This is a genomic window from Vibrio sp. YT-16 (assembly GCF_033337405.1).
Taxonomy (GTDB): Bacteria; Pseudomonadota; Gammaproteobacteria; order Enterobacterales; family Vibrionaceae; genus Vibrio; species Vibrio alginolyticus.
This window is the reverse complement of record NZ_JAWOQQ010000020.1, coordinates 1-19,742: the sequence shown is the minus strand read 5'-3', so window position 1 is coordinate 19,742 and position 19,742 is coordinate 1. Positions and strand designations below refer to the sequence as shown.

At 45.9% G+C, this 19,742-nt stretch carries 16 protein-coding genes and 1 pseudogene; 15 read left to right on the top strand and 2 right to left on the bottom strand.

All coding sequences use genetic code 11. From position 1 onward, the window contains the following. Positions 1–13: 13 nt before the first annotated feature. Positions 14–1,627, bottom strand: a complete 1,614-nt coding sequence (gene nadB, locus R7F07_RS21965; protein ID WP_005380947.1) for an L-aspartate oxidase — start codon at positions 1,625–1,627, stop codon at positions 14–16. A gap of 553 nt (positions 1,628–2,180) precedes the next feature. On the opposite strand from nadB, the gene rpoE reads away from it, so the two are divergent. The 11 genes from rpoE to acpS all read left to right on the top strand — a co-directional run bounded on the left by rpoE (position 2,181) and on the right by acpS (position 11,420). Then, positions 2,181–2,759 carry an RNA polymerase sigma factor RpoE gene (gene rpoE, locus R7F07_RS21960; protein WP_005380946.1) on the top strand — a complete coding sequence of 193 codons (579 nt, stop codon included), beginning with the start codon at positions 2,181–2,183 and terminating at the stop codon, positions 2,757–2,759. 26 nt (positions 2,760–2,785) lie between these two features. Then, complete coding sequence (locus R7F07_RS21955; protein ID WP_005380944.1) at positions 2,786–3,412, top strand: sigma-E factor negative regulatory protein; 627 nt, start codon at positions 2,786–2,788, stop codon at positions 3,410–3,412. Continuing rightward, positions 3,409–4,368, top strand: coding sequence for a sigma-E factor regulatory protein RseB (gene rseB / locus R7F07_RS21950; protein ID WP_005380941.1), 960 nt, complete (start codon positions 3,409–3,411; stop codon positions 4,366–4,368). Before R7F07_RS21955 ends, rseB begins: the two co-directional genes overlap by 4 nt. Before the next feature lie 2 nt (positions 4,369–4,370). After that, the gene (locus R7F07_RS21945) at positions 4,371–4,841 is read left to right on the top strand and encodes a SoxR reducing system RseC family protein (RefSeq protein WP_005380936.1); all 471 of its coding nucleotides are present in this window, start codon (positions 4,371–4,373) and stop codon (positions 4,839–4,841) included. A gap of 158 nt (positions 4,842–4,999) precedes the next feature. After that, positions 5,000–6,793 carry a translation elongation factor 4 gene (gene lepA, locus R7F07_RS21940; RefSeq protein ID WP_005380934.1) on the top strand — a complete coding sequence of 598 codons (1,794 nt, stop codon included), beginning with the start codon at positions 5,000–5,002 and terminating at the stop codon, positions 6,791–6,793. Between the two features lie 104 nt (positions 6,794–6,897). After that, complete coding sequence (gene lepB / locus R7F07_RS21935) at positions 6,898–7,797, top strand: signal peptidase I (protein ID WP_171343182.1); 900 nt, start codon at positions 6,898–6,900, stop codon at positions 7,795–7,797. A gap of 21 nt (positions 7,798–7,818) precedes the next feature. After that, positions 7,819–8,496 carry a ribonuclease III gene (gene rnc / locus R7F07_RS21930; RefSeq protein WP_005380932.1) on the top strand — a complete coding sequence of 226 codons (678 nt, stop codon included), beginning with the start codon at positions 7,819–7,821 and terminating at the stop codon, positions 8,494–8,496. Beyond that, positions 8,489–9,451, top strand: a complete 963-nt coding sequence (gene era, locus R7F07_RS21925; protein WP_005380931.1) for a GTPase Era — start codon at positions 8,489–8,491, stop codon at positions 9,449–9,451. The genes rnc and era overlap by 8 nt, the downstream gene beginning before the upstream one ends. A 115-nt stretch (positions 9,452–9,566) precedes the next feature. Further along, positions 9,567–10,298: a DNA repair protein RecO gene (gene recO / locus R7F07_RS21920; RefSeq protein ID WP_005384578.1), complete on the top strand. Its 732-nt coding sequence runs from the start codon at positions 9,567–9,569 to the stop codon at positions 10,296–10,298. Then, entirely contained in the window at positions 10,295–11,029 is a 735-nt protein-coding gene (gene pdxJ / locus R7F07_RS21915; protein ID WP_005384579.1) for a pyridoxine 5'-phosphate synthase, read from the top strand. The genes recO and pdxJ overlap by 4 nt, the downstream gene beginning before the upstream one ends. A 10-nt stretch (positions 11,030–11,039) precedes the next feature. Then, on the top strand, positions 11,040–11,420 hold the full coding sequence (gene acpS, locus R7F07_RS21910; protein WP_005380927.1) for a holo-ACP synthase: 381 nt from the start codon (positions 11,040–11,042) through the stop codon (positions 11,418–11,420). Positions 11,421–11,489: 69 nt separating this feature from the next. On the opposite strand, the gene barA is transcribed toward acpS, so the two are convergent. Next, complete coding sequence (gene barA / locus R7F07_RS21905) at positions 11,490–14,288, bottom strand: two-component sensor histidine kinase BarA (protein WP_005383774.1); 2,799 nt, start codon at positions 14,286–14,288, stop codon at positions 11,490–11,492. A gap of 192 nt (positions 14,289–14,480) precedes the next feature. Between barA and rlmD the strand changes: the two genes are divergently transcribed. From rlmD to R7F07_RS21885, 4 genes and pseudogenes are all read left to right on the top strand, one after another. Next, positions 14,481–15,800, top strand: coding sequence for a 23S rRNA (uracil(1939)-C(5))-methyltransferase RlmD (rlmD, locus tag R7F07_RS21900; RefSeq protein ID WP_154205033.1), 1,320 nt, complete (start codon positions 14,481–14,483; stop codon positions 15,798–15,800). Positions 15,801–15,923: 123 nt separating this feature from the next. Next, a complete protein-coding gene (gene relA, locus R7F07_RS21895) occupies positions 15,924–18,143 on the top strand; it encodes a GTP diphosphokinase (RefSeq protein ID WP_005393896.1) in 2,220 nt (739 codons plus the stop codon). A 225-nt stretch (positions 18,144–18,368) separates the two neighbouring features. Next, positions 18,369–19,172, top strand: coding sequence for a nucleoside triphosphate pyrophosphohydrolase (gene mazG, locus R7F07_RS21890; protein ID WP_171343183.1), 804 nt, complete (start codon positions 18,369–18,371; stop codon positions 19,170–19,172). Between the two features lie 205 nt (positions 19,173–19,377). Continuing rightward, a pseudogene (locus tag R7F07_RS21885) lies at positions 19,378–19,742 on the top strand (hypothetical protein); the annotation flags it as partial.

Sequence of the window (19,742 nt, the reverse complement as noted above, 5' to 3'; positions counted from 1 at the left end):
TTACTTGGTAGAGTTAAAGCTGTTTAGCTGGAACCAAAATCGTTGGTCCGCTGTTTTCCAGTTGGTTCGGATAATCAAGCGTGTAGTGCAAACCTCGACTCTCTTTACGCTGCATCGCACAACGAACCATCAACTCTGCTACTTGTAAAAGGTTACGCAGTTCTAATAAGTTGTTCGACACTCGAAAATTGCTGTAGTACTCGTGCGTTTCTTGTTGCAACAGTTGGATACGGCGTAAGGCGCGCTCTAAACGCTTGTCAGTTCGCACAATGCCCATGTAGTCCCACATAAACAGACGAAGCTCGTGCCAGTTGTGCTGAATGATCACTTCTTCATCACTATTGGTTACTTTGCTTTCATCCCAACATGGCACCTGTGAAGGTAGCTCAACGTTAGTGTGATGTTTTAGAATATCTTTTGCCGCAGACCAAGCATAAACCACGCATTCGAGAAGTGAGTTTGATGCCATGCGGTTAGCACCATGCAGCCCGGTGTAGCTAACTTCACCAATCGCATACAAATTTTTCAGATCGGTGCAGCCATTTCTATCCACCATGACACCGCCACAAGTGTAGTGTGCAGCAGGTACGATTGGGATTGGCTCTTTAGTCATGTCAATGCCCAAGTCCATCAAACGTGAATAAATGGTTGGGAAGTGTTTCGTAATAAAGTCAGCAGGCTTATGGCTGATGTCGAGATACATACAGTCGGCACCTAAACGCTTCATTTCGAAGTCGATAGCACGAGCCACGACGTCACGCGGAGCAAGCTCTTTACGTTCATCGAAATCTGGCATAAAGCGAGAACCATCTGGACGACGCAGGTAAGCACCTTCGCCACGTAACGCTTCAGTTAGCAAGAAGTTACGTGCTTCTGGGTGATATAAACACGTCGGATGGAACTGGTTAAATTCCATATTAGCCACACGACACCCTGCACGCCAAGCAATCGCAATACCATCACCAGACGACACATCTGGGTTAGAGGTGTATTGATAAACCTTTGAAGCACCACCTGTAGCGAGAACCACAAATTTGGCTCGCACGGTTTCGACATGCTCTTCGTTGCGGTTCCAAATATAAGCACCGATAACTTTGTTTTTATCACCGCCAATTTTGTCTTCGGTGATTAAGTCCAGAGCATTGTGACGTTCGAGAACATGAATGTTTGGATGGTTATGAGCGTTATCTTGCAGGGAGGTTTGCATCGCCATACCTGTCGCATCTGCCGCGTGAAGAATACGACGACGGCTATGACCACCTTCACGAGTTAAGTGGTAGCGAGGTTCATCGTCAGAGTCATCTTCTTCACGATCAAATGGGACACCACCGTCAATCAACCACTGTACACACTCTTTTGAATGCTCAGCAATGAACCTTACGGTCTCCTCATCGCAAATACCATCCCCGGCGATTTGCGTGTCTTCAACGTGTGAATCAATGGTGTCTGACTCATCAAATACGGCAGCGATACCGCCTTGAGCATAGTAGGTCGCCCCTTCGCTGCGTGGTCCTTTACTCAGCACCATCACCTTACAGTGGTTAGCAACGCGCAAAGCCAACGACAAACCTGCCGCGCCACTCCCTACCACTAATACATCACACTCATGTTCACGATTTGTGTTCATATAACTTTTATAATCCCAAGCTAAGGTAACAAAGTTACCTTGTGTATTATTTGCACACCATGTGCATTCCATTATCGCGACATCTGTCGCTAAGGGCTAAGTTGGGAGACCTATCGACGTCCGTGTTACTGCGGTGACTGAGCCACTCTTCTTTTTCATGCAGAGCATGAGCATGCTTCCTAAGTTATAATTTGTAACGCGGTGTTCAGATAGCCATTAGCCATGCAAATGAAAAGTAATAGTTTGTCAATGCCATTGCTTTTCCATGCTCGACCCAGCACAATCTGGGACAGAGATCATTCATTATACCCATTTCCCTCCAAGATGCTCGCTTGTCAAACTTAGACTAAAGTCAGGCAGCGGTGGTCATTTGGGTACAGACATCACACTGTGAAAAACAATGACAAAAAACTTGAGAAACCATGGAACTTTCTCATTCACGTTAGGGTCACAATAGTGCTCAAGTAAGCAGTGGTGTCAATACTACGTTTTGCATAATTAGTACCCATATCTGAGAAGAGTAGGGGCATAACAAATAGGAGTATCCGCTCGAATGAACGAGCAGCTGACCGATCAAGTATTGATTGAGCGAGTTCAGAATGGCGATAAGCAAGCATTCAACCTGTTGGTAACAAAGTACCAGAATAAGGTATGTAATCTTATTTCCAGATACGTTAGTAATCCTGGCGATGTACCAGATGTAGCACAAGAAGCGTTTATTAAAGCTTACCGAGCTATCCCTAGCTTTCGTGGGGAAAGTGCGTTTTATACGTGGCTGTATCGCATTGCAGTGAATACTGCGAAAAATCACATTGTTGCTCAAGGGCGTAGACCTCCAGCGACAGATGTCGATGCTGAAGATGCTGAATTTTACGAAACAGGTAGTGCACTTAAAGAAATATCGAACCCTGAGAACTTAACGTTGTCCAAAGAATTGCAACGGGTGGTGTTCAGTGCAATCGAAGCTTTACCTGAAGATTTAAAAACCGCAATGACATTACGAGAGCTCGATGGCTTGAGTTATGAAGAAATTGCAGAAGTGATGGATTGCCCGGTAGGAACGGTACGATCGCGTATCTTCCGTGCTCGTGAGGCGGTGGAAAAGAAAATCAGACCTCTTTTGCAACGCTAGTACAAGTAATAACTATGGTGAAAATAATGGCTGACAAAGAAAAACTTTCAGCTCTCATGGATGGAGAATTGGTCGATAAGGCTTTAATTCAAGAGTTAGAGCAAGACCAAGAGAGCCGTGATGCTTGGCAGAACTATCACCTGATTGGTGATGTGATGCGAGGCGAAGCGCCAGCAAAACCTGAGTGGAATATTGCTGAAAGCGTGGCGTTAGCGTTAGAAGATGAACCTGCACACCGTGCGTTTGATTCGCACAGTGCAAATGTTATCTCAATTGCGGATACGCCAAAAGAGTCGCAACCAGAACCGCAAAAAGCAAAACGTCAATTGCCAGGTTGGTTGACGCAGTTTGGTCAAGTTGCTGTTGCTGCATGTGTATCGCTTGTTGTTATTTTAGGTGTACAGCAGTACGGTGGTAGCGATTCAATGTCGCCGCAAACAGATCAATTACCTGTATTGCAGACGGTTCCGTTTGCTGGCAGCGCAGAACCAGTGAGTTTGACTCGTGAGTCTGTAGAACGTTCTGTAGGCGAGGCAAATATGCAAGAGCAGCGCAAGCGTGTTCATGCTATGCTGCGAGACTACGAATTGCAGTTACGAATTAACAGTGATGCATCTCAACAAGATGCAAATCTGAATCCGGATATTGAATGAAAAAATTTCTGATCAGCGCTTGCGCTCTGTTCAGTATGATGTCTTCTCAAGCCTTTGCTGGTGATAAGCCAGCGGAGGCTTTATTGCATCAAATGAGCGAGGCGAGTAAGAATTTAAGTTACGAACTCTCTTATATCCTTATCAAAAAGAACAGCATTGAGCCGTTGCTGTATCGTCATGCCACGCATGGTGACGATCAATATGCTCATCTTGTCTACTTAAGTGGCCCCGTGCGTGAAGTGATTCGTCGCGGAACTGAAGTAAGTTACATCGAAACGGGTTTAGAACCGTTCACCATCGAGTCAGGTAAAATGGTCGCTCCGACTATGCCTATGCTCAACACCAATATCGATGAGCTAAACTTGTATTACGACTATGTAAAAGTGGGTAGAGCTCGTGAAGCTGGTGTTGCAACACAAGTGCTGCGTATTGTTCCTAAAGACGGTCTGCGTTATTCATACGTACTATGGATCGATGAGAAGAGTAAATTGCCGTTACGTGCCGACCTTGTGGACCGCGATGGTGAGATGCTTGAACAATATCGCACTATTTCTTACACGGTAAACCCAAAAATCGCAGAGTTAATGAGTGGCCTGCAAGATGTTCAATTACCTGCTGTTCTCACCATGCCAAAAGGCGATATTGGGACCAGTAATTGGCAGGTTGGTTGGATCCCTGAGGGTTTCGAGCCGAACGAGCTCAACCGCTATCGAATGGCCGTTACTAATCAAATGGTGGAGAGCCAGCTGTATTCTGATGGTCTGTTTAGCTTCTCTGTTTACGTAGCAAACAAAGATGAGCATTCGTTAAAAGGGCAGTTGGTTCGCCAAGGCAGAAGAACGCTACACAGTTTTGTGAGCGGTCAACATGAAATCTCTGTTGTAGGAGACATTCCACCGACCACAGCACAGCGTATAGCCCAATCTGTCACATTTAATGTAACAAAGAGTAAATAACAATGATGACCGCGTTGGCTACCGTGACAGACGTGCATCGTCGCGGCAAGCAATTCGAAATTGATTTAAGTTGCGAACAGCAGACCAGTTGCAGTAGTTGCTCTTCACAGAAAAGCTGTGGAACGGGCGTTGTTACTAAAGCTATTGGTAACAAGAGTTTATCTTGGCACCTGCGCACGGATAAATCGGTGAAAATAGGTCAAGTCGTCGAGATTGGTTTTCCTGAGTCGAGCCTAATAAAATCAGCAATGGCGGTTTATTTACTGCCATTGTTTGGTTTGATTATCGGTGCGATGTTTGGTCACTTCCTATTAGCGCCGCTGACAGCCGGCGGGGAAGGCATCATTATATTGGCATCGGTATTGTTTGCCGCTGGTGGAATGTGGATCGCAAAACGTGTTTCTCGTCCGTTAGAAGATGAATCCAAGCGCCAAGTTACCCTCGTTCGGGTACTTGGAGAGCCAATCCAGTAAGTGCTGTCCCCCTCCACTAAAGGTTATTTGGGTATGTACTTTAAATTACGTGCGCCCGTTAACGAAATTCGGTAGAATCTGCCAACTTGATTGAAATGCCGTCAGTAGATGGCGTTTCTTACTGTCCCTATTTGTAAAGAGTTAGTCACCCTAAATCTATGAAGCACATTCGTAACTTTTCGATTATCGCCCACATCGACCATGGTAAGTCGACCCTATCAGACCGTCTAATCCAAGTTTGTGGCGGGTTAACCGATCGTGAAATGGCCGCACAGGTTCTGGATTCTATGGATCTTGAACGTGAGCGTGGCATCACCATCAAATCTCAGAGTGTGACGCTAAACTACACCGCTAAAGACGGTGAGACGTATCAGCTGAACTTCATCGATACTCCGGGGCACGTTGACTTTGCATATGAAGTATCACGCTCTCTAGCGGCTTGTGAAGGTGCGCTATTGGTTGTGGATGCGGGTCAAGGTGTTGAAGCTCAAACACTGGCTAACTGTTACACCGCGATCGAAATGGATCTAGAGGTTGTGCCAATCTTGAACAAGATTGACCTACCAGCAGCCGATCCTGAGCGTGTAGCGGAAGAAATTGAAGAAATCGTTGGTATCGATGCAATGGAAGCAACCCGCTGTTCTGCGAAGACAGGCATTGGTGTTGATGACGTTCTAGAGAACATTGTGTCAGCGATTCCAGCACCGGAAGGTGATCCAGATGCGCCACTACAAGCGCTGATCATAGACTCATGGTTTGATAACTACCTTGGCGTTGTTTCTCTAGTGCGTATTAAAAACGGCGAACTGAAGAAGAACGATAAGATCAAAGTGATGAGTACGGGCCAAGTTTGGGGTGTAGACCGCCTTGGTATCTTTACGCCAAAACAAGTAGATACCGATACCCTTCGTACTGGTGAAGTAGGTTGGGTTGTTTGTGGTATCAAAGACATTCTTGGTGCCCCTGTTGGTGATACGCTGACTCTAGCGAAGAATGGTTGTGATAAACCGCTACCTGGCTTTAAGAAAGTTAAACCTCAGGTTTACGCAGGTCTGTTCCCTGTATCTTCCGACGATTACGAAAACTTCCGTGACGCACTAGGCAAACTAAGCCTTAACGACGCATCGCTATTCTACGAGCCAGAAAACTCTGCGGCACTTGGCTTTGGTTTCCGTTGTGGTTTCCTTGGCATGTTGCACATGGAAATCATCCAAGAGCGTCTAGAGCGTGAATACGACTTGGATCTTATTACCACAGCACCAACGGTAGTTTACGAAGTTGAGAAGACAGATGGCGATCTGCTGTATGTTGATAGCCCAGCAAAACTACCAGCGATCAATGACATTGAAGAAATTCGTGAACCGATTGCACGTTGTAATATCCTTGTGCCTTCAGAGTACCTAGGTAACGTAATCACTCTGTGTGTTGAAAAGCGAGGCAGTCAAGTTGATATGGTTTACCACGGTAACCAAGTCGCTGTGACTTACGATATTCCAATGGCCGAAGTGGTACTGGATTTCTTCGATCGTCTGAAATCAACATCACGCGGTTACGCATCTTTGGATTACAACTTCCAGCGTTTTGAAGCTTCGAACATGGTACGTGTAGACGTTCTTCTTAACGGTGACACTGTTGATGCATTGGCGATGATCACACACAAAGATCAGTCTCAGACTCGCGGTCGTCAGTTGGTAGAGAAGATGAAAGAATTCATCCCTCGCCAAATGTTTGATATCGCAATCCAAGCGGCAATTGGTAACCACATTATCGCTCGTTCAACGGTAAAACAGTTGCGTAAGAACGTTATCGCGAAATGTTACGGTGGTGACGTAAGTCGTAAGAAGAAACTTCTGAAGAAACAGAAAGAAGGTAAGAAACGCATGAAGCAGATCGGTAACGTTGAGCTGCCTCAAGAAGCGTTCCTAGCCATCCTTCACGTAGGTAAAGACTAAAGTTGAACTTTGTCTCACACTTGTCGGTCTTAAGACGTTAGATATTAAAATAAGTGAAAGGGTTTCGGCTCTTTCACTTTCGTATTTTTAGATAAGGGAATTTAATGGCGAATACATTCTCACTGATGTTGGTTATTGCGACTTTGGTAACTGGCGTTGTTTGGCTATTGGAAAAGCTGGTTTTCGCGAAAAAGCGTCAGGAAAAACTGGCTGAGATTCAAGCTCAGACGTCTAATGGTTTGGATGCAGTGACCTTGCAAAAAGTTGAGCGTCAGCCTTGGTGGGTTGAAAATAGCGTCTCTATTTTTCCTGTGATCGCGTTCGTTTTAGTATTACGTTCTTTTATCTACGAACCATTTCAAATCCCATCAGGCTCAATGATGCCTACCTTGCTGGTTGGCGATTTCATTTTAGTTGAGAAGTACGCGTACGGTCTAAAAGACCCAGTATGGCGTACTCAGCTAGTGGAAACTGGTAAGCCTGAGCGTGGTGATATCGTGGTCTTCAAATACCCACCACAACCAAGTGTGGACTACATTAAGCGTGTAGTTGGTTTACCTGGTGATATCGTGCGTTATTCAAGTGATAAGCAGCTTTGCGTGCAAAGCCAAGGCGAATCGGCATGTAAGCCAGTTAAACTGAGCAATGTTGAAGAAAGTCAGTTTAGCTCGAACGGTATTCCAATGATCCAACTGGATGAAAAATTGGGTAACGCTGAGCACAATATTTTGGTTAACCCTCTTGTGCGTAACCGCGTGGAGCAATATTTCCCACGCAGCGGAACGACAGAGTGGGTTGTACCACAAGGTCAGTATTTTGTGATGGGTGATAACCGTGACAACAGTGCTGACAGCCGTTACTGGGGCTTTGTTCCAGAAGCAAACTTAGTCGGTAAAGCTGTCGCGATCTGGATCAGCTTCGAGTTTGATCGTGGCGCAGATAGTGTTCTACCTTCATGGATTCCAACTGGTGTGCGTTTTAACCGCATCGGTGGCATTCACTAACCATTCAAATATCGAGAGAGTATGAATTCTCCAATTGATAAACTAGAGAGAAAGCTCGGCTACCAGTTTCAAGATGCCGGGCTTATCAATTTGGCGCTGACGCACCGCAGCGCCAACAGTAAGCACAATGAACGTCTTGAGTTTCTGGGCGATTCAATTTTAAGTTTTGTCATCGCTGATGATCTGTACCATCGTTTCCCAAAAGTGAACGAAGGTGACATGAGCCGCATGCGTGCTACTTTGGTTCGCGGACATACATTGGCGGAACTGGGTCGTGAATTCGATCTAGGAGATTATTTAAAATTAGGTCCAGGTGAATTGAAGAGTGGCGGTTTTCGCCGAGACTCTATTTTAGCCGATGCGGTTGAAGCCATTATTGGCGCAATTTACCTAGACAGTGATCTTGAAGTTGTGCGAGGCATTGTACTGAGTTGGTATCAGTCACGCCTTGAAGCCATTAAACCTGGCGTCTCACAAAAAGATCCGAAAACTCGCCTACAAGAGTTCCTACAAGGCAGAAGAAAACCGCTGCCTGTGTACACAGTGACTAATATTAAAGGTGAAGCGCACAACCAAGAGTTTACGGTTGAGTGTGAAGTAGCAGGTGTGGATAAGCCTGTAATCGGTAAAGGCACCAGCCGCCGCAAGGCAGAACAAGCGGCTGCTGAAACAGCACTTGAGCAATTAACAAATGGCTGATAACGAATTCGATATCGATGCGTTTTTCGCATCACAAGGTGAGCCAAGCTCGCCAGAAAACCAACACTGTGGCTTTATTGCTATTGTTGGTCGTCCAAACGTAGGTAAGTCGACACTTTTGAACAAGATTTTGGGTCAGAAGATTTCGATCACCTCTCGTAAGCCGCAAACGACACGCCACCGTATTATGGGTGTGGATACGGACGGCGATTACCAAGCGATTTACGTCGACACGCCTGGACTTCACATTGAAGAAAAGCGTGCGATCAACCGTTTGATGAACCGTGCAGCTAACTCGTCATTGAGTGATGTAAACCTTGTGTTCTTCTTAGTCGATGGTACGCATTGGACTAAAGACGATGAGATGGTGCTGACCAAACTTCAAAAATCGAACTTCCCAGTTGTGCTTTGTGTAAACAAGGTCGACAACGTACAAGATCGTAACGACGTGATGCTACACATGGCGGAGATGTCGAAGAAGATGGACTTCGTGGATGTTGTGCCAATCTCTGCCAAGCAAGGTAAGAACATTGACGTACTGCGTAAGCACGTGCGTAATCACTTACCTAAAGCAACGCATCACTTCCCAGAAGAATACGTGACTGACCGTTCTCAGCGTTTTATGGCGTCTGAGATTGTGCGTGAAAAGCTGATGCGCTTTACTGGTGAAGAGCTGCCATACTCAGTAACGGTTGAGATTGAACGTTTTGATTACAACCCAGAAACCGACGGTTTCCACATCAATGCATTGATTCTTGTTGAGCGTAATGGCCAGAAGAAAATGGTGATTGGCAAAGGCGGCGAGAAGATTAAAACCATTGGTCGCGAAGCGCGTTTAGATATGGAAGAATTGTTCGGTCGTAAGGTTTACCTAGAAACTTGGGTAAAAGTGAAATCTGGCTGGGCAGACGACGAACGAGCGTTGCGATCGTTGGGTTATATAGACGATTTATAATCTTGGCTGCGAAGGTGCTTCGCTCCAACATCGATGAAAAATCAGTATCGATTAAAATAAGGAGCCGCTCGGCTCCTTATTTTTTATTTCACACTTTTTAGGCACAATGACTTAGATGAGTAATCTGTCTTCCGAAGGTTTACAGCGCTGTTTTGTATTGCACCGACGCCCTTACAGTGAATCGAGCTTAATCCTTGATGTATTTAGTGAGGAATATGGCCGAATGACTTTAATGGCCAAAGGCGCGCGCAGTAAGCGTTCGAACTTAAAAGGCGCATTGCAACCTTTTACCCCGCTATTACTTAAATGGTCGGGGAAAGGCTCAATGAAAACTTTGCGTCAAGCCGAGCCGATAAGTCTAGGTTTGCCGTTAACGGGCATTAATCTCTACTCAGCCATGTACGTCAATGAACTGATTGGCCGTATTTTGATGGCTGAAGTGCCGATGCCAGCACTATTTCATGATTATTTGCATGCGTTAACCGAGTTGGCGCACAACGAGAACCCTGAGCCTGCACTGCGTCGTTTTGAGTTAGCCTTGCTGTCTGCGATGGGGTATGGCGTGGATTTTTTGCATTGTGCAGGTACCGGCGAGCCCGTCGATCCAGAAATGACCTATCGTTACCGGGAACAGAAAGGGTTTATTGCTTCGGTTAGGCGCGATAACCTCACGTTTTTAGGGAATGAACTGATTGCTATCAGTGAGCGGCGGTTCGTCACTAAAGAGCAGCTAAAAGCGGCAAAACGCTTTACACGTATAGCCTTAAAGCCGTATCTTGGCGGCAAACCTTTAAAAAGTCGTGAATTTTTCATTCAGACCCCCAGAGCACGGAGTAACGGAAAATGAGCTCAATTTATTTAGGCGTCAATATCGACCATATTGCCACTCTACGTAATGCACGTGGTACAAAATACCCAGATCCTGTTCACGCTGCTGAAATTGCAGAGCGTGCAGGCGCGGACGGTATCACTATCCACTTACGTGAAGACCGTCGCCATATTTTGGATCGTGATGTACGTATTCTGCGTGAAACCATTCAAACGCGTATGAATCTAGAGATGGCAGTGACGGACGAAATGGTTGAGATTGCGCTGCAAACTAAACCAGAGTTTGTGTGTCTAGTGCCTGAAAAGCGTGAAGAACTGACGACGGAAGGTGGCTTAGATGTTGTAGGGCAGCTTGAAAAAATTAAAGCTGCGACGAAAAAGCTGACAGATGCCGGCATTAAAGTTTCGCTCTTTATTGATGCTGACCGTCAACAGATTGAAGCTGCGAAAAAGTGTGGCGCTCCGTTTATTGAGCTACATACTGGCCACTATGCAGATGCGACGACAGAAGACGAACAGCAAGCTGAACTGAAGAAGATTGCTGCTGGTGCGAGTTATGCACATGACCTAGGTATTATTGTTAATGCCGGGCATGGCCTGACTTATCACAATGTCGCACCAATTGCTGCATTACCAGAAATTTACGAACTCAACATTGGTCACTCAATCATTGGTCGCGCAGTATTTGATGGTTTAAATAAAGCGGTTGCTGACATGAAAGCACTGATGATTGAGGCTCGCCAGTCATAGGGCTATCTAGATGGCGATTATAGGGTTAGGGACCGACATTGCAGAAATTGAGCGTATTGAAAAAGCGTTAGCTCGTAGTGGTGAACCTTTTGCTCAGCGGATTCTTTCAGAAGAAGAAATGGCCAAATTCTCACAGCTTAAGCTGCAAGGTCGTTATCTTGCTAAGCGCTTTGCAGTTAAAGAAGCGGCCTCAAAAGCATTGGGAACAGGGATCGCAAAAGGGGTCACGTTTCACGACTTTTCCATCTCGAACGATGAGCTTGGAAAACCAGTGCTCGCATTGACGGGCACAGCCAAGCAAATAGCGGATGCGATGGGCGTTAACCACATTCACCTGTCCATTTCCGATGAGCGTCATTACGCTGTGGCGACGGTCATTTTTGAATCCTAGCTTGTAAGTCTTAAACAAAATACTAAAAAGCCAGAGCATTTGCTCTGGCTTTTGTTTCTCTTCAATAGATCACTGTTCAAGGTATAACTTTGCGGTTGTTGTTACTTTAATCATTTCATCTTGCAGCTCGAACATTTCAGGCTCAACTTCCTCAAGACTGACCCCTGAGCGCAGTGCTTGCTCAAGCGTCGCACAGAGTGACTTCAGTCTTGGAACGCCACAATATGAACTACTGCCGTGCAGCTTATGGATGACATGAATTAGGTCATCACGGGAGATATCTTCTTGCTCCAGAGCTTGGTCAACGACTGCTTCTACTTCAGGGATGAACTCAATCAACATGCGCAGCATGTCTTTAGCGAGATCCTCTTTATTCGCGCTCTGTTTTAAGGCTGCTTGCCAATCAATAATCACATCCTGCTGAGGCGAAGAAACGGGTTGTGGTGCGCTTCCTTCAGGTTCATCAACGTATGAAGGGGCGACTTTGCCAATGCTCTCTGTACAAGCATTTGGGTTCCAGTGAACCAAAACCTGTTGCAGCACATGCTCTTCAATAGGTTTGGTCAAGTAGTCATCCATTCCTGCTGAGAGCAAGCGGTCTCGTTCCCCTGCCATGGCATGCGCCGTTACCGCAATCACTGGCGTGTCTTTATTTAACTCCAGCTCTTTAATGTGCTTACAAGCGGTCACCCCATCCATTTGTGGCATTTGGATATCCATAAAGATTAAATCGTACTTTTTCTCTGTCGCCAGGTTCACCGCTTGCTGGCCATTGCTACAGGCGGTGACGGTTTCTACTCGTTCGCGGAGCAGTGCAGAGATCAGCTTCAAGTTTGCAGGGTTGTCATCCACTGCTAGTACAGTCAGAGGTAAACGGTCCCCTTCGCTTGGCGTAATTGGAGCGCTTAATACAGGTGGCGATTCTACATGTTCGCTAATCAGGCTTTGTAGCAACTTACGGCGAGACAATGGCTTCGTCAGGCACTGGACGTGATGCTCTGTCATTATTTGGTCCGCAAGCGCCAATTCGGTACTCGGTGTCCCTAGGAGAACACTCGGAGCCATACGTTTCGCTTGTTCTATCCAAGGTGTAATAACTTCCGCATCGTGAGTCTGGTTGGCCGCTAAATTCAACAATACATAATCATATTGCTCTTCGTTGTTTGGTAGCGAAGAGCGGTAGGTTACTAAAATACCCTCCTGACTCAGAATCTGTTGGGTTACGGATGCGGCTTGCATGTTTGGTTCAATCAGCAGTAACTGCTTCCCAGTCAGAAGTTCCACTTCAATCAGTTCGCTCATTGGCATCTCGGTTGAGTGCAAGCGCACCGTAAACCAGAAGGTTGAACCTTGGTGTAGACGGCTGGTTAAACTGATTTCGCCGCCCATCTGGCTCACCAGTTTCTGAGTGATAACCAGACCAAGACCAGTACCGCCGTAACGACGTGAAATACTTGCATCTGCTTGGCTAAAGGCTTGGAACAACTGCGCTTGCTGACGCTCAGAGATACCAATACCTGTATCACGCACCATGAATTGCAGTTCGACGGAGTCTCCTGATTGAGAGCGCATTTCTACGCTAACATCAATGTTGCCTCGCTCGGTAAACTTGATTGAGTTACCGACTAAGTTCGTCAAAATTTGCTGAATACGTAGTGGATCCCCAACTAAACCCGGTGGAATTTTAGGGTCCACTTTTAGGGTGATTTCTAACCCTTTCTCATGTGCACTTGTGGCTTGTAGGTTAATTACCTCTTCTAAACTTTCTCGGAAATCAAAAGGAATGTTTTCCAGCGCCAGCTTACCCGCTTCAAGTTTCGAGAAGTCGAGAATGTCATTGATGATATTCAGCAGGTTGTTCGCCGACTTCTCAATCGTCTGTAGGTAATCCGTTTGGCTGTTAGAAAGCTGCGTTTTAAGCATTTGACGAGTAAAGCCAATCACCCCATTGAGCGGAGTACGCAGCTCGTGCGACATGTTTGCCAAGAACTCTGACTTAACCCTGGCCGCTTCTTGCGCGCGTTTCTTCGCGATATCCAGCTCAACGTTCTGAATTTCTAGCTGCTCAAGCGTTTCACGTAAGTCGGACGTGGCTTGGTCTATACTGTGCTGCATCTCCACGTGATATTCTGATAACGATACCGCCATGGCGTTGATGCCATTTTTTAGCTGGTCTAACTCCCCGTGCATTTTGCCTTCGATACGCACATCAAGATGACCGCGGCGAATGCGGTCAACGACATTCTTCATGTGGGTGATAGGTTGGGTCACATCGTGCATTAGACGTGAAGCAAACACACTTGCTAAGCCAAGACCGAGAACCAGAACTAAAAACGCAGAGAAGACTTCTTGATACTGTTGCAGCCTCAAGGAGGAGAGATCTAACTCGACGGCGATGTAACCAATCGCTTTTGTGCCTTGGCTTTCGTTCGACAACTCCGCTAAGTAGTGACCTTCTGACAAAATGGGGACACGCAATATCAGTGAGTTTTCGTAGATTTCCGAATTACCCAGTTGCGGGATCGGTTTATCTTTGGGAAACATCAAGGCTTCAAAATTAGGATGAAAGTTAGAGGTCACAAAGAGCTCATGATGTTCATCAAATACCGCGATACTACGAACCAGTTTGGAGTTTTTGCGGTGCGCGTAGCTTATCAAGCGACGTACCGCCTCTCGGCTTTCTGATAGTAGATGAGTTTCACTGGCAATCGCCAGCGGCTCAATAATGCTGTTACCAGTGGTGATAACTTGTTTCTCAAGGTCTTGGTAGCGGTTAAATGAGAAAAAGCCGCTCAGTAATAAACCAATAATGAGAGTGGGAGCGAGAGTTAGTGTAATTACACGTGCTCGTAAGCCATATCTGGTCATGTTATCTAATTACATCGGAGTCTGGATATGGGAAAATAACGCATTATTTCTCAAGCGCACGATAAAGCCTTGAGCAAAGAAGTGACGTCACCGAATAAACGGTAAGCATAATCAAGTCACTCGAATCACACAACGGCTGCAATCAAGAATAGTGAAGCCGAAGAGCAATTACACATAAATCAGGCATAGAGCATGGCACGCATCTTTCAACCGAAAAAGAAAACCCAACTCAATACTCGGCACCAAGCAGTGCAAGTAGAGCGTTTAGATCACCACGGCGCAGGCATTGCTTACCTCAAAAAGAAGCCATTGTTTATCGATGGAGCACTGCCGGGTGAGGAGGTGGTCACTCAATTGGTGGAAGAAAAGAGCAAATACGCTCGCGGTAAGTTGATTAAAATCCTTAAGCCGAGTGAAGCTCGTGTGGAGCCATTTTGCCCACATTATCATGAGTGCGGTGGCTGTGATTTGCAGCATCTAGATTATGACCAACAATTGACGTACAAACAGCAAACGTTGCGTCAGCTAATGCGAAAATTTTCAGGCAGTGACATTGAACTAGATGCCCCGTTATTGGGATATTCGCAGGCCTACCGTCGCCGTGCGAGAGTGAGCTTGTTTGTTGATAAAAAAACACGTCAGCTACATTTTGGTTTCCGTAAAAAGCAGAGTAAGCAAATTGCGCAAGTGACCGATTGCCCAGTGCTGGCACCGGAACTGAATGTTTTGCTGCCAGAGATTTACTCAGCCCTAAAAGCGTTCAAAAAGCCTGAACAATTGGGTCATGTAGAGCTGGTACTTGGTGATAATGGGCCGTGTATTACGCTGCGCCACTTGAGCGCTCTGACAACGAGTGAAACTCAATCTCTAACGGAGTTGGCAAAACGTCATGGCGCATCGTTGTACTTAATGCCATCGACAGAACAATTAGACCTTATCGAAGGCGATATGCCTTTTTATCAAGAAGTTGGAGTGAAAATCCCTTTTGCACCAAATAACTTTATTCAAGTAAACCAAGGTGTAAACCAACAAATGGTCAAGCAAGCGGTTGAGTGGTTAGACCCACAAAAGAGTGACCGAGTGTTAGATTTGTTCTGTGGTTTAGGCAACTTTAGTTTACCAGTTGCGAAATTAGCTAAGCACGTGGTTGGAGTAGAGGGTGTTGCAGAGATGGTAGAAAAAGCCACAAACAATGCATCTTTGAACCAAATCAATAACGCGCAATTTTATCACGCTAACCTTGAGCAAGATTTTGAAGGCCAAGCCTGGGCCGCAGAGCGGTTTGATAAAGTATTATTAGACCCGGCACGCGCGGGAGCGAGTGGGATCATCGATCAAGTTTCTGAGCTTGGCGCACAGCGTGTAGTTTATGTTTCTTGTAATCCTGCTACCCTTGCTAGGGATAGTCAAAGCTTGATAGAGCAAGGCTATAAATTAACGAAATTAGGTATGCTGGATATGTTCCCTCATACCAGTCATCTAGAATCGATGGCATTGTTTGAAAAGTCCTAACTTTAGGACTTTGACCCCTTATTTGTGGTGGGTGGTCATAAAGCCAGCGTGTACGCGCGGTAAAAAGAACTAACCTGGACGGTGTTAGTCAAACCACACGAATATAATAATTAGGATGATGAGATGGTTGCGGTAAGAAGCGCGCATTTAAACCAAGATGAACAGTTTGAACTCGAAAACTGGGTGGCTAGCCTAGGACAAGAGAAAAACACAGCCTCACGCTTAATCGAAGTATATCGAGATTGCCAGACAGTATTAGCTGATAACGAGCAAGCGGAACTGTTGTTGTGGCGTGGACGAGAAATGATCGAAATTTTGATCACCTTGTCTATGGATCAAGCCACTTTAGTGGCTGCTCAACTGTTTCCTTTGGTTTCAAGTGGTGCTTTTAACAGAGAAATTCTGGAAGAGAAATACAGCAAAGAAATCATAAAATTAATCGACGGCGTTGAAGAAATGGCTGCTATTGGCCAACTCAACGTCAACATGGAAGGCAGTGCAGCGTCATCTCAGGTAGATAACGTACGCCGCATGCTGCTTGCCATGGTGGATGACTTCCGCTGCGTAGTTATCAAGCTCGCGGAACGAATTTGTAACCTTATTGAAGTTAAAAAAGCGCCAGATGAAGTTCGACGTGCGGCGGCAAAAGAGTGTGCCAACATCTATGCGCCGCTAGCAAACCGATTAGGCATCGGTCAGCTGAAATGGGAAATTGAAGATTACGCTTTCCGCTACCAACAGCCGGAAACTTACAAACAAATTGCCAAGCAGCTTTCTGAGAGGCGCATCGTTCGTGAACAGTACATCAAAGACTTTGTTGAAGACCTCACGCACGAAATGGAAGTATCGGGCATCAATGCCGAAGTGAGTGGTCGACCTAAGCACATCTACAGCATTTGGCGAAAAATGCAGAAAAAGAGTTTGGCCTTTGATGAGCTGTTTGATGTGCGAGCAGTGCGTATCATCGCAGACAAACTGCAAGATTGTTACGCGGCTTTAGGCGTAGTTCACACCAAATACAAGCACCTGCCGAGCGAGTTTGATGACTACGTTGCTAACCCTAAACCAAACGGTTATCAATCGATCCATACAGTAATTCTAGGGCCAGAAGGCAAAACCATCGAGATCCAGATTCGTACCAAGCAAATGCATGAAGAGTCGGAACTGGGGGTTGCAGCGCACTGGAAATATAAAGAAGGGGCAAGCAGCCGAAGCGGTTATGATGAGAAGATCACGTGGCTGCGTAAGCTACTGGATTGGCAAGAAGAAATGTCTGACTCTGGCGAAATGCTCGATGAGCTGCGTAGCCAAGTCTTTGATGACCGTGTTTATGCCTTTACACCACGTGGTGATGTTGTCGATTTGCCAATGGGGGCAACGCCGCTAGATTTTGCCTATCACATTCACTCCGAAGTGGGACACCGTTGTATCGGTGCCAAAGTCGGAGGTCGTATTGTGCCGTTCACGCATAAATTACATATGGGTGACCAAGTCGAGATTATCACTCAGAAAGAACCTAACCCATCACGTGACTGGTTAAACCCATCATTAGGCTTCGTTCATTCTGGTCGTGCGCGTGCCAAAATTAACGCCTGGTTCCGAAAACAAAGCCGTGAGAAGAACCTTGAAGCAGGTCGTGAAATCCTTGAGCATGAGTTAGCCAAAATTGGCGCAACGTTAAAAGATGCAGAGCATTACGCCCTCAAGCGGTTTAACGTCAAAACACCAGATGAATTGTATGTTGGGGTAGGTAGCGGTGATTTGCGCATCAACCAAATCATTAACCATATCAACGCGTTAGTTAACAAGCCAACGGCAGAGGAAGAAGACCAGCAAGCACTGGAAAAACTGCAAGAAGCAGAGCACAAATCACCAGCGCAAAGCCGACCGAAAAAAGACGCCGTCGTTGTAGAAGGTGTCGATAATCTAATGACGCACCTAGCGCGTTGCTGTCAGCCGATTCCAGGTGATGATATCTGTGGTTACATCACGCAAGGTCGCGGCATTTCAGTACACCGTAGTGACTGTGAACAGTTAGAAGAACTGCGCCATCATGCGCCAGAGCGTATCATTGATACTGTCTGGGGCAGCGGCTTCGTCGGGTCATACATCCTCACCGTCCGTGTTGAAGCGATGGAGCGAGGTGGTCTACTCAAAGACATTACGACACTGTTCGCCAACGAAAAGATCAAAGTGACCAGTATGAAGAACCGAGTCGATTACAGACGTCAACTTGCCATCATGGACTTTGACCTAGAAGTCACCAATATTGAGGTGCTTTCTCGTGTTTCGAAGCGTGTTGAGCAGATTAAGGATGTGATGACGGTGAAACGCCTCGGCTAAAATTCTCGTCATACTTGAAGCTGATAGCGTTGTTGCCTGCGCTCACTCCGGAGTGCCGGCCCAGGCTCATCACATAGGCGAGCTATGCTCAGGAGTCGCGAAAACTTGTTGCCTTGTCAAAGTAACAATTACTTAGTGAAAGCTGCTGAGAAAATATAATGTAGAAGGTGAGTGGTTTTGGTCGCTCACCTTTTTCTTTAGTAGAAAGGTTTAAAGGAACAAAAAATGAGTCATCCAATTGAACAATTAGAACAAATCATGGCGAAGTTGCGTGACCCAGAAAACGGTTGCCCTTGGGACTTAAAACAAACCTTTGACACCATCGTTCCGCATACAATAGAAGAAACCTACGAAGTGGTGGACGCGATTCAAAATCGAGATTGGCCCAATCTAAAAGAAGAGCTAGGGGATTTGTTGTTTCAGGTGATTTTTTACAGTCAGCTAGCGAAAGAGCAAGAGCTGTTTGACTTTTCGGATGTCGTCGAAACCGTGAACGAAAAACTGACTCGTCGCCACCCGCATGTTTTTTCAGATGTTGAGTTTGAATCTGACGAGGAAATTAACGCGAACTGGGAAGCGGAAAAAGCAAAAGAAAAAGCCCTAGTAGGCAAAGCGGAAGAAAGTATCCTAGACTCAATACCAAACTCTTTACCGGCACTTTCTCGTGCTACAAAAATTCAGAAAAAATGTGCAAAATTTGGGTTTGATTGGGGTTCACTTGGCCCGGTTGTCGATAAAGTACGAGAAGAAATTGACGAAGTCATGGAAGAGGCACTGCAAGTTCAGCCCGATGAAGAGAAAGTTGAGTTGGAGCTCGGTGATTTGCTATTTGCGACTGTCAATTTGGCTCGCCACCTTGATAAAAACCCAGAAGTCGCGCTAGGAAAAGCAAACGTAAAGTTTGCGCGACGTTTTAAACAAGTTGAAGGCAAGGTCCAGCAGTCAGGCAAAGTACTTACAGATTGTTCTTTATCAGAACTTGACCATTTTTGGGATGAAGTAAAACAAGAAGAATCGAGGCAGAGGTAAACTGGCAGAATACATAATATAAGGTCAGCTTGTTTGGTTACACGAAAACGGACTTTGGTTTGTCTTTGCTCACTTTGATTTGAAGCAAAAAATAAAAAATTACGGTGTGATAGATTTCACGTTGTGGCGGTAAGGAGCTTCTGGTATATTTATCTCCCGTCCAGAAGCACTCCATTTCCCTCATTCAACCAATTTCAGGTTAAACATGACGACAAATTACATTTTTGTTACTGGCGGGGTTGTATCCTCTCTAGGTAAAGGTATTGCAGCAGCATCTCTTGCGGCTATTCTAGAAGCTCGTGGTCTTAAAGTGACTATGATGAAGCTTGACCCTTACATCAACGTTGACCCGGGCACAATGAGCCCTACTCAGCACGGTGAAGTGTTCGTTACAGAAGATGGCGCAGAGACTGACCTTGACCTTGGTCACTACGAGCGTTTCATCCGTACCAAGATGACCAAGCGTAACAACTTCACTGCAGGTCGTGTTTATGCCGACGTACTTCGTAAAGAACGTCGTGGTGACTACCTAGGCGCAACTATTCAAGTTATCCCTCATATCACTAACGC